Annotated in this window: 12 protein-coding genes and 1 pseudogene; 8 read left to right on the forward strand and 5 right to left on the reverse strand. The window is 35.6% G+C overall.

Going from position 1 to position 15,296, the window contains the following annotated elements; all coding sequences use genetic code 11:
• The 4 genes and pseudogenes from D5F11_RS12725 to D5F11_RS12740 form a co-directional block, all read left to right on the forward strand.
• Positions 1–373 (forward strand): annotated as a pseudogene (locus D5F11_RS12725) (ATP-grasp domain-containing protein); the annotation flags it as partial.
• A 1,147-nt stretch (positions 374–1,520) separates the two neighbouring features.
• Positions 1,521–2,870 carry a YheC/YheD family endospore coat-associated protein gene (locus D5F11_RS12730; protein WP_126646576.1) on the forward strand — a complete coding sequence of 450 codons (1,350 nt, stop codon included), beginning with the start codon at positions 1,521–1,523 and terminating at the stop codon, positions 2,868–2,870.
• A 135-nt stretch (positions 2,871–3,005) separates the two neighbouring features.
• On the forward strand, positions 3,006–4,373 hold the full coding sequence (locus D5F11_RS12735) for a YheC/YheD family endospore coat-associated protein (protein ID WP_185830674.1): 1,368 nt from the start codon (positions 3,006–3,008) through the stop codon (positions 4,371–4,373).
• Between the two features lie 136 nt (positions 4,374–4,509).
• On the forward strand, positions 4,510–5,862 hold the full coding sequence (locus D5F11_RS12740; RefSeq protein ID WP_185830675.1) for a YheC/YheD family endospore coat-associated protein: 1,353 nt from the start codon (positions 4,510–4,512) through the stop codon (positions 5,860–5,862).
• A gap of 465 nt (positions 5,863–6,327) precedes the next feature.
• On the opposite strand, the gene D5F11_RS12750 is transcribed toward D5F11_RS12740, so the two are convergent.
• The 4 genes from D5F11_RS12750 to D5F11_RS12770 all read right to left on the reverse strand — a co-directional run bounded on the left by D5F11_RS12750 (position 6,328) and on the right by D5F11_RS12770 (position 11,304).
• Positions 6,328–7,452 carry a Ger(x)C family spore germination protein gene (locus tag D5F11_RS12750; RefSeq protein ID WP_126646578.1) on the reverse strand — a complete coding sequence of 375 codons (1,125 nt, stop codon included), beginning with the start codon at positions 7,450–7,452 and terminating at the stop codon, positions 6,328–6,330.
• 3 nt (positions 7,453–7,455) lie between these two features.
• Positions 7,456–8,547, reverse strand: coding sequence for a GerAB/ArcD/ProY family transporter (locus tag D5F11_RS12755; protein WP_120116296.1), 1,092 nt, complete (start codon positions 8,545–8,547; stop codon positions 7,456–7,458).
• Positions 8,537–10,096, reverse strand: coding sequence for a spore germination protein (locus D5F11_RS12760; protein ID WP_245998198.1), 1,560 nt, complete (start codon positions 10,094–10,096; stop codon positions 8,537–8,539). The genes D5F11_RS12755 and D5F11_RS12760 overlap by 11 nt, the downstream gene beginning before the upstream one ends.
• A 692-nt stretch (positions 10,097–10,788) precedes the next feature.
• Complete coding sequence (locus D5F11_RS12770) at positions 10,789–11,304, reverse strand: GNAT family N-acetyltransferase (protein WP_120116309.1); 516 nt, start codon at positions 11,302–11,304, stop codon at positions 10,789–10,791.
• Between the two features lie 396 nt (positions 11,305–11,700).
• On the opposite strand from D5F11_RS12770, the gene D5F11_RS12775 reads away from it, so the two are divergent.
• The 4 genes from D5F11_RS12775 (at position 11,701) to D5F11_RS26440 (ending at position 14,340) form a co-directional block, all read left to right on the forward strand.
• Complete coding sequence (locus tag D5F11_RS12775) at positions 11,701–12,771, forward strand: D-alanyl-D-alanine carboxypeptidase family protein (RefSeq protein WP_126646579.1); 1,071 nt, start codon at positions 11,701–11,703, stop codon at positions 12,769–12,771.
• A 441-nt stretch (positions 12,772–13,212) separates the two neighbouring features.
• Positions 13,213–13,449, forward strand: a complete 237-nt coding sequence (locus tag D5F11_RS12780; RefSeq protein WP_120116294.1) for a hypothetical protein — start codon at positions 13,213–13,215, stop codon at positions 13,447–13,449.
• 121 nt (positions 13,450–13,570) lie between these two features.
• A complete protein-coding gene (locus D5F11_RS12785; RefSeq protein WP_120116293.1) occupies positions 13,571–14,071 on the forward strand; it encodes a hypothetical protein in 501 nt (166 codons plus the stop codon).
• Between the two features lie 107 nt (positions 14,072–14,178).
• Positions 14,179–14,340, forward strand: a complete 162-nt coding sequence (locus tag D5F11_RS26440; RefSeq protein WP_185830676.1) for a hypothetical protein — start codon at positions 14,179–14,181, stop codon at positions 14,338–14,340.
• A 235-nt stretch (positions 14,341–14,575) separates the two neighbouring features.
• On the opposite strand, the gene D5F11_RS12790 is transcribed toward D5F11_RS26440, so the two are convergent.
• Complete coding sequence (locus D5F11_RS12790; RefSeq protein ID WP_244861939.1) at positions 14,576–14,995, reverse strand: DUF1801 domain-containing protein; 420 nt, start codon at positions 14,993–14,995, stop codon at positions 14,576–14,578.
• Positions 14,996–15,296: the final 301 nt, after the last annotated feature.

The raw sequence follows: 15,296 nt of genomic DNA on the forward strand, positions 1-15,296 counted from the left end.
TGGAGCAATGAATCGAATGATAGAAGAAGCTTTTGGAATAAATCTGGTGGAAGAAACAATTAGACTTTATCTTGGTGATGAACCTAATTTAATAAGAAAACATGAGAAACATATTTATACCCATTATATTACTATGAACTCACGTGGACGTCTTGTAAAAGTTACGGGTAAAAATAGAGCTGCTAATGAACCTGGAGTAAGAGAAGTTAATGTTAAGCTTCGTAAAAGAGCAATAATGCCTCCCAGATCAATGGGACATCGGTATGGATATGTTATAGCGACTGGAAATACCTTAGATGAAGCAAAGGCAAACGCAGTGAATGCTGGTAGTAAAATAAAATTCCATTTGGAACCGTTTTCGGGGCAGATATAATGATTACAGTTGGAGTGCTGCATTATAGAAATTGATATGGGCGGGAATCCGATTAACTCATTTGATGATGATTTGTACTCGCTTCGGAAAACGAAAAGCTATATTATTGTTGATATAAATTGTTCCTGTGTATTTAATCCACTTCCTCCAAACCTAGTCAATCAACCACTCCCCGATATTGAACCAAAAAAATAGTGCTTTATTGATGATCCATTTCGATTTAGAGATCATGATATTGTTAAACAGCTAAAGCCACAACTATTTTGTGAAAAATGGTTGTGGCTTTCATTGTGCGTTCGACATGGGCTAACTTGGTTGTGAAAGTCCACTATAGGCTTGGCAGTAGGAACTGTTATCCATTGGCAAGGGTGTACATCGTGTGGTGGAATCGAAGGCAAACTCCCGAATTGACGAACAGAAACTGTATACAAGACTTAATTGGATTGGATAAGGGCTGAATCTCAAACACCATGATCTACGCCTAACTCCCTTACTAACTGACTTTTATTGACTTTTTATTTTTAACTAACCATACCCTGCTTTGTCTGAAAGACTAGTGTCTTAAAATCCGTTTTAATATTTATTGTTACATACATTCTAATCACCTCAAGACTAGATATGAGACATAGTCAGTTTCATACATAGTTATTTAGACGCGAGTGTACATAACTCCCTAAATTAGAAACACTTTCGAAGAAAATGAGTGAATTACTTATATCTATTTCTTTTGTGTAACATATTATGTATAGGGAAAGGACAAATCTAACAAAAATGGGGAAAACCATTGGAATTCTTGGTGAGATGGGAGCATATGCCACGGTGATTTATATATTAATATTGTTTGTAAAACCCCTGCTGAGGTCGATCAGATCATCACCCAATCATATTTTCATAATACAAAAATTACTTCAAGAATCGCTGCTCACTATTAAAATGGTTGACCCAACTTTATTATTAGCTAAGATGGCTATTAAAAAACACACGAATAAATGGCCTTATGTTTTTCGAACAGGGTAAACATTTACTGAGTCAAATGGTCACCTTTCCAACTTGTGAAGATTCCTAAAATAGGGACAAATTGTTTGTGCTCATTTTTTTGAAATATATTCTCCATAGGCACGATAACCATGTGAAGGGAAGTGATTGCTTGGACGGAGCTTTTAAAATAATTCCTATTAGTGAAGATAGCCCATGCCTTATGTTAAATCCTAAACAAAGTAAATTACTAGATGAAACGATGAGAAAAACTACTATTCACTTTGGTTTACAAAAAATAAAGGTTGCTTGCAAACAATTAAATACTTTGAAAAAGAACGAAATAGGGTTATCTACCACTGTCATAGAAAATCTGCAGATTCCTTTAGAAGTTGATTATGAGGTTTCAATTCAAAACGGTGAAATAATAATCGGTCCATTTATTGGCATACTATTGGCGAATTCCCGTGTTATTCTTGAAAATAAATTAAAAAAACTTAAATATATTAAACAATCCTCATTAGTGAGTGGGAGTGTTATAGCATTTTCTTGGGAAGGTATTGATCAAAAAAGTTCTAAGATAATTGGTTATATTTACAACCCATCTTCGAAAAAATGGGAAGAGGGGACTTTCCCTTTTCCTGCCGTAATCGTAAGACGAACGGCATTGTCTATTAAAAGAAAAAAATATTTAAAAAATCTTTATGGGTCACGTTTTTTTCATTTAGCAAGTGTTAATAAATGGAAAATGTATCGGCGGCTTAGTTCAAATAAAGATTTGATTCCCCATTTACCTAAAACATTCTTATATAAAAAGCCCGAAGATATTTTAAAGTATCTTAAAAGCTTTCGTACAATTTATGTAAAGCCGTTATCAGGATTACAAGGAATCCGTATTAAGAAGTTTATAGCTGAAGGTGATCATTATTGCGTTAAATATCGACGTAATCAAGAAAATAATACAATCAACTTTTCCTCTGATACGGAACTACTTAATTATGTAAAATCTAAGTTCAAAAGTAAAAGGTATATTATACAGCAACAAATAGATTTAGAAATAGAAAAAAATCATTCCATTGATTTTCGAATTGCTCTTATAAAAAACCAGAGTGGCAAATGGGAAGATGTGGGTATGGTCGGCAGGAAAGGCATTAAAGGGAGTGTCGTTAGCAACCTCTCGAACGGTGGAAAAGTGAAACGAGCACAAACCATATTTTTAAAATCGTTGCATCTATCTAAAGATGAGGCATTAAGTATCCGTCAAAAGATGTCTGAAATTGCCATTAAGGCTGCTGAAGAGATTGATAAATATGATACTATATTCAAGTCCGGCGTTGATATCGCTATTGACCGACATCATCATATTTGGTTAATTGAACTAAACAATCGTACCCCAGGCTTTGCAAGTTTTTCGAAGGTTGGGCTTAAGAGCACAATTATCAAAGTCAGCAATTCAAGAATGCTTTATGCAAAATATTTGGCTGGGTTTCCAAAAGAAAAGGAAAATATGGGTTCTGAATAAAATGGAAAAAACAGTGGGATTTTGGTGGGATAGTGTCATATGCACCTTTGATGCAGCCATTAAGATAATTGATCCAACTTGATTATTGCCAAAATGGCTACGATCCAATTCAGAAAAATGATGGGAAGTGATTGCATGGAAAAAGTTTTTAAGTTAATTCCAATAAGTGAAGATAGTCCATGCCTTATATTAAATCCTAAACAAAGTAAATTACTAGACGAAACGATGATAAAAACTACCATTCACTTCGGTTTACAAAAAATAGAGGTTACTTGCAAACAATTAGATACGATAAAAGAAAACGAAATAGGATTATCTACCACTGTCATAGAAAATCTGAAACTTCCTTTAGAAGTTGATTATGAAGTTTCAATTCAGAACGGTGAAATAATAATCGGTCCATTTATTGGTGTGTTGATTACGAATTCTCGTGCCAAACTTAAAAAGAAAGTAAATAAACTTATACCAATAAAAAAACTTAAACAAATAAGTAAACAATATCGGTTAGTAAGAGGAGTTGTTGTAGCATTTTCTTGGAATGGTATAGATCAAAATAACTCCAAGATAAATGGTTATTTTTACAACCCATCTTCGAAAAAATGGGAAGAAGGGACTTTCCCTTTTCCCGCCGTAATCGTAAAACGAACGGCATTGTCTACTGAAAGAAAAAAATATTTAAAAAAACTTTATGGGTCACGTTTTTTTCATTTAGCAAGTATTAATAAATGGAAAATGTATAAGCGGCTTAGTTCAAATAAAGATTTGATTCCCCATTTACCCAAAACATTCTTATATAAAAAGCCCGAAGATATTTTAAATCACCTTAAAAGCTTTCGCACAATTTATGTAAAGCCGTTATCAGGATTCCGAGGAATCGGGATTGAAAAGTTTATAGCAGAACCTGATCATTATTGCGTTAAATATCGAAGTGATCGAAAAAATGTGACAATTCACTTTTCCTCTGATACCGAACTACTAGATTATGTGAAATCTAAGTTCAAAAGTAAGAGATATATTATACAGCAACAAATAGATTTAGAAATAGAAAAAAATCATTCCATTGATTTTCGAATTGCTCTTATAAAAAACCAGAGTGGCAAATGGGAAGATGTGGGTATGGTGGGCAGAAAAGGCAGGAAAGGGAGTGTCGTTAGCAACCTCACAAATGGTGGAAAAATGATACGAGCACAAACCTTACTTTTAACGTCATTAAATCTATCTGAAGCAGAGGCATTAAGTATCCGTCAAAAGATGTCTGAAATTGCCATTAAAGCTGCTGAAGAGATTGATAAATATGATACTATATTCAAATCCGGCGTAGATATAGCTATTGACCGCGATCATCATATTTGGTTAATTGAACTAAACAACCGTAAACCATACTTAAAGTTTTCGAAGGTTGGGCTTAAGAGCACAATTGTTAAAGTCAGAAATTCAAGATTGTTTTACGCAAAATATTTGGCCGGGTTCCCAAAAGAGAAGAAAAATACGGGTTCTAAATAAAATGGAAAAACCAGTGGGATTTTGGTGGGATACTGTCATATGCACCTTTCATGCAGACATTAAGATGGTTGATCCAACTTGATTATTGCCAAGATGGCCACTATTCCAATTCACAAAAATGATGGGAAGTGATTGCTTGGACAAAGTTTTTAAGTTAATTCCAATAAGTGAAGATAGTCCATGCCTTATGTTACATCCTAACCAAAGTGAACTACTAGACGAAACGATGATAAAAACTACTATTCACTTCGGTTTACAAAAAATAGAGGTTACTTGCAAACAATTAGCTACGATAAAAGAGAACGAAATAGGATTATCTAACACTGTAATAGAAAATCTGAAACTTCCTTTAGAAGTTGATTATGACGTTTCAATTCAAAATGGTGAAATAATTATCGGTCCATTTATTGGTGTATTGATGACGAATTCTCGTGCCAAGCTTAAAAAGAAAGTAAATAAACTTAAACAAATAAGTAAACAATATCGGTTAGTAAGAGGAGTTGTAGTAGCATTTTCTTGGGAAGGTATAGATCAAAATAACTCTAAGATAATTGGTTATATCTACAACCCATCTTCGAAAAAATGGGAAGAGGGGACTTTCCCTTTTCCCGCTGTAATCATAGAACGAACGACATTGTCTACTAAAAGAAAAAAATATTTTAAAAAACTTTATGGGTCACGTTTTATTCATTCACTTAGCATTAATAAATGGAAAATGTATCAACGGCTTCGTTCAAATCAACATTTGATTCCCCATTTACCCAAAACATTCTTATATAAAAAGCCTAATGACATCTTAAAGTATCTTAAAACCTTTCGTACAATTTATGTAAAGCCGTTATCAGGATTACAGGGAATAGGTATTGAAAAATTTATAGCAGAACCTGATCATTATTGCGTTAAATATCGAAGTAATCAAAAAAATAAAATCATCCACTTTTCCTCTGAAAACGAACTACTTGATTATGTAAAATCTAAGTTCAAAAGCAAGAAATTTATTATACAGCAACAAATAGATTTAGAAATAGAAAAAAATCATTCCATTGATTTTCGAATTGCTCTTATAAAAAATCAAAGTGGTAAATGGGAAGATGTGGGGATCGTGGGGAAGAAAGGTGTAAAAGGGAGCATCGTTAGCAACCTCGAAAATGGCGGAAAAGTGATACGAGCACAAACCTTACTTTTAACATCATTCAATCTATCTGAAGATGAGGCATTAAGTATCCGTCAAAAGATGTATAAAATTGCCATTAAAGCTGCTGAAGAGATTGATAAATATGAAAATATATACAAATCTGGCGTTGATATCGCTATTGACCGCCATCATCATATTTGGTTAATTGAACTAAACAATCGTAACCCTAGCAAAAATATTTTTTTATATCTCGGAGATTATGATACAGTTTCTAAACTCCAAAATGCAATAATATTTTATGCGAAATATCTGGCAGGGTTCCCAAAAGAAACGGAAAATATGGGTTCTAATTAAAATAGACAGAAATCGATAATTGAAATAAAGGGAACCAATAATGGTTGAACTACTGTCGAATAGAAATATAACTAATACGGCAACAAACTGGGCTGTTGACATAGAAAATTGATTAATGACTCTATCCGCAACTCTTTCCGGGTGAACAGTTTTTCTGACGGGATCAAGTCCCACAGGCGCTACGTTCTACCCCGACTACCGCTATCATTAGACCAAATGAAAAAAGGTCAATGATATTAGACTCAAAAGTAGACACAGTTTATTATAAATATAACAAACAAAACTGGGTGTCTACATGAGTGAAAAACATTTGATGAAGATTTCAAAAAAACCACTGTACAAATGATGATTGAACAAAACAAGTCAGTTGGCCAAACAGCCCGGGATTCTAGATAAGCGATAGCGCGGTAGAGGAAGAAAATCTTCAAAATGGTTATGCTGTCTTTTTTAGGTCTTATTGAACAATCAATTAATAATCCCGTGCCGATCGATTTTGACATTAAATGTTGCATCAATCGGAATTTCAGGGTAAATTTTTTTCCAATCGATTTTTTTCCATGTGGAATGATGATAGGCTTTAACTCTCTCTCCTAGCCCCAAAGAATCATTATTGGCCTCTTGCATTTTCGTCAACGTTTTTTTCGCCAATTTATTTAAGCGGCTTTCTAAACGTTTGGCCAGGGCTTTCACTTCTTTTTCCTTATTTAAATGATCTAATGCATATTCATCAACCTCCACCTCAAGATCTACAATTACTTTTGCAGCAATAATTCCTTTATTTGCGTTTATATTTACTTTTCTTTTGTCTTTACGTACGGCGATGTTCACAAAGTTTTTATCGTGTTTTTTTTGATCGTTCCTTACCTTAAAGTTTAATGTTGCGCCCTTTGTCTTTTGATCCGACAATATCAGGAACATGGTCGTTTCCTCGATATTCAATTGGCCTGTCAGGCGATCACCATTAAACAAAGCCAATCCTTTTACTCTTACTTCTTTTTCATCCTTTAAGCCAACATAGGGCAACACAAGATCTTTACCTTTTGATAAAATAATCGGACAAGCGGTTTGCACATTTTCATTTTTGGTAATTCCTCCTTTTTCAGCACTGTCAAGAAGCTCTGAATAAACATCACTGACAAGCATAGAATCACCCGTCTTGACTGACAATCCACCTTTTGCATTTCCATCAAAGATAGCTAAAGTGGCATTTAATGGACCTCTCAAATCCCGATAAATGGAATCCAAAGTGGGAAAAATGCCTTGGGAAGCCAATCGTTTACCCAAAAGAATGACCTTTGCTTTGGACCTGTCAAATTTTTGGGGAATGCTTTGGTCCATTTTTTTTTCAGCATCCTTGACTGTATCCCCGGTCATGGATAAAACTTTACTTTTATTTACAGGTGCACTTTGCTGACTCGAATCATTATTGTTTTTTGGAAAGGTCACGGTCTTGATTAATTTTTCGTCGTTTCCACGGTCATATCCAATAGATAAAACTAGGCTATGTTCCTTTAATAAGCGCTGATCCCAGCATCCAGCAAGAATGATGGATAATATGGCCGCCCAAATAAAGGTTAATCGATAAATCATTCGCTATTCCCCTCGCTCCTTTTTGTTGAAAATGATGGATACAAGTAAAAATAAAATTGGTAAGCCTAAAGCGAAAGTAAAAACAAGAAAATTATTATAAATCCTGGATATGGATGCTATCTCATACTTTCCATGAAAAAACATCGCCAACCCAAAGCATATGCTTGCAGTTAGAATGACGAATTTTTTTATTTTATTTGAATTCATGGCAACTGAGAGCCCCAATGAGGAGATGTATAACGCACTCATAAATGTAGTGGCCACCAAGACAATCCACATGGACGTAAAGAGTAAGTCTGGCCTTTCAATAATTCTGAAAGTGAATGCCTTTATTAGATATAAAACCGGTTCAGGTACAAGCTTAAATTCTTCCGGACTGAAAAAAAGCAAGCACGTTAAGACCAAAAACAAATAAAAAAGTGTGACAAAGATATTGGCAATCGTTGCTGCTTTTAGCACCCCCTTTTTATCCGATTGAACAAAAGGATGGAAGATAAGCAATAACTCGAATCCCTGAAAAGCATACAAACTGGGGTTTATTCCATGAATCACTGGCAGGACTCCATTGGCTCCAACAGGCAAAATAAATGTAAGATTTGCATCTTTTAACGCATAAGCAGCAAAGCCTATAAATCCGATTAAAACAACGGAGGCAATAACAAAGAAACGAGCAATGAGCTGAAGGTTACCTTTTACAATATAAACCGCAGTAACCACCATCAGTACGAGCAATAGCCATTTGGGTGTCAGCGGCATCATCCAAGCTTTGAGGATATAGGAAAATTTCTCCAGAACCAAACTTCCAAAGTAAATAAAATATATACTATATAAGATAACGATCATTTTTCCGATCACTTTTCCAAAGAGGGATTGGGCAATCCCATACAAATGACTTGAAGGAAAACGCATCATTAATGCTCCGAATAAAAGGATTGCAATCTGAATGATGACTCCTGTTAACAATATAGATATCCAACTGTCTCCCTTTGCCTTCATAAAAACATCGAAAGGCAAAGAAACCACTCCTACTCCTACCTGGCTGTGAATTAATAAAAATATCAACTGAAACTGAGTAATTTCTTTTTTACCGATCATTCTTTCCCCATTCCCTTGATGCCCTTTGTCTTACCTGCTTTTGAGCTAGTGCATATTTTGAACGGTGGTCTAGCGACCAGACTGGAAAACGCACAATAGCATCCTTTAAATCTTTTCCATTCAAAGGGGACAAAGGAGCAATATATGGCGTCCCAAAGGAGTCCAATTTACACATATGGATGATGATAATCATGAGAACGAATACAATTCCCACAAATCCAAGGGTGGCAGCGGCAATCATGATTGGCAACGACAGGATACGGACGGTGTTTCCCATTTCATAAGAAGGGATACCAAATGACATGATCGCAGTTAAAGCAATAACAATTATCATCATGTTTGACACTAGGCCAGCATTAACGACCGCATCCCCGATAATCAGGCCTCCGACAATGCCAATCGTCTGGCCAATTGGTGACGGAAGCCTGATTCCCGCTTCCCGTATTAATTCAATGGTAATCGCCATGAAAAGCGCTTCAAAAAATGGGGGAAACGGGATATTTTCAATCGAGCTTTTTACAAGTGTTATCAGATCATATGGAATGATTTCAAAGTGAAAGCCGACAACAGCAATGTATATGGCTGGAAGCGTGAGCGCCCCCCAAAAACTGAATAACCGGATCAAACGAAAAATGGATCCTGCGTAAAATCTGATATTGTAGTCATCAGGGGTCTGGAAGAAGGAAAAAAACGTGACGGGTACAATCGATGCATCTGCAGATCCTTCGCTCATAACCACCACTCGTCCCTCCATTAAATGAGCCTCTGCCCGATCAGGTCTTTCAGTAAACAGAATTTGCTGAAATGGGGAAAACGGATGATCTTCAATGAACTCCTCAATATATCCCGGACTGAAAACCATGCCGGTTGAGATCGATTCAATCCGCTTTTTAACTTCCTCAACGACCGAAGGGTTTGCAAGCCCATTCATATAAACAATCGCTACGTTTGAATTTGTTTCCTTTCCCAATTTAAAATATTTGATCATCAGCTGGGGGTTTTTCACACGTTCCCTAATCAGGTTTAAATTGATGTTCAAATTTTCTACAAATCCTTCGTGGGATCCGCGTACAACTTTTTCATTTTCGGGTTCCTCTGGTGTCCGGGCATTCACTTGAATTGTATTGAATAAAAAGAAATCAGTTCCGTCCACAAAAAAAAGGGCACAGTTTCCCATCAGCAGGGCGGATACCGCTTCGTTTAAGTTGTTTGTTATTTTGAGCTCAGGGCTTGTTATGATCTCTCTGACATTTCGAGTTTCCTCAGCTTCAGACAACGGAATGAGAATGCTTTGCTGAATTTCCTTTGTGTCAGCCATCGTCTCCAAATAGATAAGCTTGCCCTTCCTGTCATCGAAGGTCACATCACGAACCTTTAAATCATCCGTATTGCAGAAGGCCTCATATATAAATTTGATATTATCCTCAAGAACAGGATGAACTATGATTTCTTTTTCTTGGAGGGTATCCTGGGGTTTGGGAATTTGTACTATATTTTTCTGTTGCTTTTTTCGTTTTTTCTTCAATAGCTTTTGTACATTTCGAATCAAGCCAGCTCCCTCCTCACAAATTTTTATTATCTTTTCCCAATTCAGCAGACTGCATACAAGGGGAGGAAGAAATTGCAATGAATCATTTTCAAAAAGTTTAACGAGTGAATAAATATAGTTATAACTTACATAGTCTGCTACATGTCAGCTTTAAAAAATCATAAACTATGAAGGAATGAATCAAAAGTTTCCTACGAACCGATATTTTACTGTACATAAGAAAAATCCATTTTGAAACAATTGTAATAGGGGATATAACAGGAATAGGTAAACAAGCTAATCTGGGGAAAAAAACTAATCAAAAATTTCATAGCTTCCTCTTTAAAAAGCTGATTCAAATGATGATTTACATCAGATGTATGAAAATGCTAGATGCCTGTTCCAACATTTGGACTCATTCCCTTTGGTATCGGCGCAATTTTATACATCATCAGATGAAAATCATATGTCCATCGTTCCAACGACAATAAGTCAGGCATTACGATTTTTAATGAATATAAAGTCATTCTCATCAAACAGAAGATAAACTAACTTGAGAATCAAGAACAAAGGAGAGGAGCATCCTGTAAGGCGGTGCTCTTTTCGTTGTGATCAGATTTTTGACTTTTTGCTCATGAACGGAGATTTTTCGCATTTTCATGGAGTGAAAAAATTACCTATTGAATACTTCTACTATATGAAACAATGTTTTTCTATTTAGCTGTCCACTTATAATGTACAAATTTCAAATCTACCCCATTGAAGTGAATGGTGTCATCACTTATATCTAACCGCTCAAACCCATTTTTCTCTAAAACCCTTTGAGAAGCTATGTTATTAGTTGTCGTTTTCGCTTTTATTTGTTTCACAATACCTTCTTCTGAAGTTTTTTCTAATAACAGTTCTAATGCTCTACTGGCAATTCCCTTTCCAGCATATAATTGCCCCACTCTATAGCCAAGATGGCCAATAGCTTGCGACTTTTCTATGTCCACTAAGTTCATTCGTCCCAGAATAGAATGGTGTATATCCTTAATCAGATAGAAATTGGATATTCCTCGGTTTTGCTCATCTATCAAGGAATACAGCCGACTTAGAAATACTTCAAAATGATAGTATTCATCACCTCGAGGCGGAACTGTTTTTTCAAAATAAGTTTTGTTGTTAAGTTCAAATTCAAACAATGCTTTAGAATCCTCAATACGTAATTTTTCTAATGATAAGTCCACAGGTGGGGGCCGCCTTTCTATAAGAATATTTTTTTTATCAAACACTATAACACAAGCTCTTGTTTTTCTTCTAATTCATCTACTTTCATCCTACTCTATATTAATCGTTCAAATTACAAAATTAAAACGGGAGAAGAGGAAAGTCCACTATTCCCATTCACCCTTGTCTAAACCCTCTCTCTTGTAACCGAAAAGCAAAAACATATTGTATCTACCAAATCGGGCAATAATACATTCCCAATATCGTTGGCTGATGTCGAGCATGGGTTTATCCGGCAAAAGATAGCCGGAATCAATGATTCTCTTAGAGCAAATGGTTATGAACAACAATGTATAGAATTTGGAAAGGGGAAATTTGTATATTAATAATTATGTGATTTTAGAAAGGGGATTAATATGTTTGCGAAAAAAGTTGAGACAAAGTCTATCGCCATGATTAGTGTAATAGCATTGATTTTAAGTCTATTCACTAGTCCAATAGGATCTTCTGCTAATAAGAATATGAAAATATCAAAAGCAAGTGGAACCTATGTTGTAACAGCTTCAACATTAAATGTAAGAACAGGCAATTCAACAAAGTATAAGCGTCTCGGTTATCTTAAAAAGAATAAAAAAATAAATGTGTCTGGTAAAACATCGAATAATTGGTATAGATTCACGTTTAATGGAGAAACTGGCTACGTTAGTGGGGCTTATTTGAAAGCAGCACCCAAGAAAAAAACACCATCTAATGACAGCAATATTACAAAAGTAAGTGGAGAATATACAGTAACTGCCAGCACATTAAATGTCCGTTCAGGAGCAAGCACGAAGCATAAAAAGATTGGTTCTTTGCGTTTGGGGAGTAAGATCAATGTAACTGGCAAAACATCTACTGCTTGGTATCGCTTCAACTATAAAGGAAGAACTGGCTATGTAAGTGGTTCTTATATCAAAAAGACAAATAGTTCTCAAATAAAGCCAACTTATATCAAAGGTGTTTTGATTGTAAATAAAAAATATTCACTTCCTGATAGTTATGCGCCAGGTGAAAGTACAGCGGCGCGAAAAGCGTTTAACGTGATGAAAAACGATGCAAAGAAAAAAGGTTTTAACTTAACGGTATTCAGTGGCTATCGCACCTACAGTTATCAGAATCAGCTTTATCAGCATTACATTGCACGAGATGGAAAAGCTGCAGCTGATCTTTATAGCGCTAGACCGGGGCATTCGGAACACCAAACAGGATTATCATTTGATATTGGTGAAGTTGGAAACGAGAGTCAATGGTTTTCTGAAACCTCGGCAACTAAATGGATGGCGAACAATGCTCATAAATATGGCTTCATTGTACGCTATCCAAAGGGTAAAGAGCATATCACTGGGTACAAATACGAGCCTTGGCATCTACGATATTTGGGAAAAGACCTAGCAGCAAATGTATATAACAGTGGCTTAACATTGGAAGAATATCTAGGTATTAACTAACAATCAGCATTGTCTCCGCTATGGACGCAGGGGGAAAAGGAAATAAAAAAGGTTATCCATGTCAGGAATCTGACCAGGATAACCTTTTTTAATAATTATAAATTTCTAGACTTGTGACTAACTGTTCGTATACAGCTGAGGAGTATGAGAATGAGCAGATAAAAAAGTGGGATAATCAAACGTATTTTAAAAGATTATTTTGATGGGTTCTGGAAAGAGCCGGATTAACTAATTAAGAGTTTTTTAACTTCATTTAGCAGAAGTCTCCCACTTCTGTAAGTGGTGAGATGAATGCATATTAGGATTCCATTCAGTGGGGGGGCAAACCCTGGCTAAATAAAGTTAAAGCCTCCGGCGGATGCCACAGATTTTCAGAGGAAATTTATCAAGCGGAGCTCGATAAAATCTGGGCGCAAATACGCCAAGGCGCATTTGATATGGTTGGATGAAGAAGATTCATTTGGACTTGATGAAGAAATAAAAACGATACTTTTTATTTGTATAGGTTGTGGGGAGGAAGACGATGTCCCTGAATTTGTTGTACAAGAATTTCAAGAGGATAAAAAACAAAATGAAGAAGTGGAGACTATCTGTCCCAGATGTAATGGCGCTATGCGTAGGGCGAGAAAAGTCCCAAGTGATTTTACTTCACTTGGAACGTCACTAAGGTCGCGTTAGCTATTTTGTTCCTTTTACGATTGTTTACGTCTTCAGCCCTAGAAAAAATCATTCTTACGAACGTATGAATGCGTTTTACTTTCGAATATAATCATGAAAGAATAAAATACTGGAGGAGAAAATGAGGAAAATTATATTGCTTGACTGGCTTTATTTAGGGTTACAGCTGCTCATCTTATTATTTCTATTTACCCATGATTGGATTTCATTTGGTAGTTTGAATGATGTCGAAGCAGTAAAACAGGTTAAAACAACGAGGGAATTAATTATCCAGACAATACTTAATGGAGCTCCGTTTGCACCAGCGTTTTTCTTTTGTTCCGTCTATGTGGGAAAAGCGTACCCCTTATTAGTAAAGATATTTTTAAATATTTACTTCCCTGTACTTCTTATAGGTGCGATCTGGGCTTGGTGGATCCCATACTTCTTTGGTACAACTGCAGAAAAAGTTCAACAATACCAGTGGATGTTTGGAAAAACTCATGCTTTTTTACCGGAAATGAATGGAATCACACCGAATACACTTCATCTTGTTTTTCATCTTGCATTATTATTTGTAACAGTTATAACGATTTATTTTAGCTTAAAGAGACGGAAAAATAAAAAAATAGTATACAAATAAATTAATTATTGAATATTTGAAATCCCAATTTCTCAGTCATATTGATGAGAAATTGGAATTTTTTTAACTTCATTCAGCAGAAGTCTCCCACTTCTGTAAGTGGTGAGATGAAAGCATATTGGTATTCCATTCAGAGGGGGTTCAAATCCCGGCTGAATAAAGTTAAAGCCTCCGGCGGATGCCACAGATTTTTAGAGGAAATTTATCAAGCGGAGCTTGATAAAATCTGGACGCAAATACGCCAAGGCGCATTTGATTATAGGTTGTGAACGTTCCAAACATAAACACATGGGTATTGATACAAGTAGAGACAAAATTTAGACTTCACGAACCGCTGTATACCGAACGGCATGTGACTCTGTTAAAATCTATTGTTCTATTTGGAATTTGGTTCATCTACATTGTCCGAATTTTAGCTCGCTTTAATAGGTGAGAGATTAACTTCAGTGCATGGACTGGTTTTATCTTCTTAGCAATGGTCAATCCAAGAAGTGTTTTTACCAGTCAAATCGTTGTTCGAATCCACTTATCTATCACTTCTCGAAGGTCATTTTCCTTGGCTTTCACATCATCCATATTGGTGAATTTCACTATGGCCCTGTCATTAGTTACCCAATCCAATATCTCGCTGTTATCAACAAACAAAGGTGTATTGGTCGCATTATCTTTAACTTTTGCTCCGCAATGAAAAATAAGTCGAAAAAATCCTTTTCCATTAAGGTTAAACGTTATCCGATCATGACCATCGACACAGAAACTGGGTGCATTCCATTTAATTTTTTCTGTAATTTTGCTGTTCGTTCCTAAAATGATTTTTCTAACTTCTGTGATCTCCTCTTTAAGTGGATGCTCAAGGTTGTTCATAAATTCTGCAACCTGTTCGGTACCAGATAACTTTTTATTTTTGTTCGGCAGCGTTCTCACCCTTTCATCTTCCATTACTATTCACAATAATATTTTGACGAAAAATAAGAAATACCTTCATAAATCAAAAATTTCAACTGTGAATCGTAAACTTAATGAATTATATTCATAATTGATCTTAGTTTGTTCGGACATCGCAAGCACACCATTATCGATTACACGTATTCCATGTTTCCATTATATGGAGATCGACTCGCGATATTATGGAGAGAAGGGCCCATATCAATTGATGAAGAACAATCTCTAAAGATCGTTGGATTCAGTACAAAGCGTTTTTACACCTATGCCTAAGTAACATATC

Origin of the sequence: Siminovitchia terrae (assembly GCF_003605405.2) — a bacterium.
Taxonomy (GTDB): Bacteria; Bacillota; Bacilli; order Bacillales; family Bacillaceae_C; genus Siminovitchia; species Siminovitchia terrae.

Excerpts from the sequence above, each read along its gene's own strand:
- D5F11_RS12735 (WP_185830674.1), top strand. The coding sequence starts at position 3,006 with ATGGAAAAAGTTTTTAAGTTAATTCCAATAAGTGAAGATAGTCCATGC.
- D5F11_RS12750 (WP_126646578.1), bottom strand. The coding sequence starts at position 7,452 with ATGATTTATCGATTAACCTTTATTTGGGCGGCCATATTATCCATCATT.
- D5F11_RS12755 (WP_120116296.1), bottom strand. The coding sequence starts at position 8,547 with ATGATCGGTAAAAAAGAAATTACTCAGTTTCAGTTGATATTTTTATTA.
- D5F11_RS12775 (WP_126646579.1), top strand. The coding sequence starts at position 11,701 with ATGTTTGCGAAAAAAGTTGAGACAAAGTCTATCGCCATGATTAGTGTA.
- D5F11_RS12785 (WP_120116293.1), top strand. The coding sequence starts at position 13,571 with ATGAGGAAAATTATATTGCTTGACTGGCTTTATTTAGGGTTACAGCTG.
- D5F11_RS26440 (WP_185830676.1), top strand. The coding sequence starts at position 14,179 with ATGAAAGCATATTGGTATTCCATTCAGAGGGGGTTCAAATCCCGGCTG.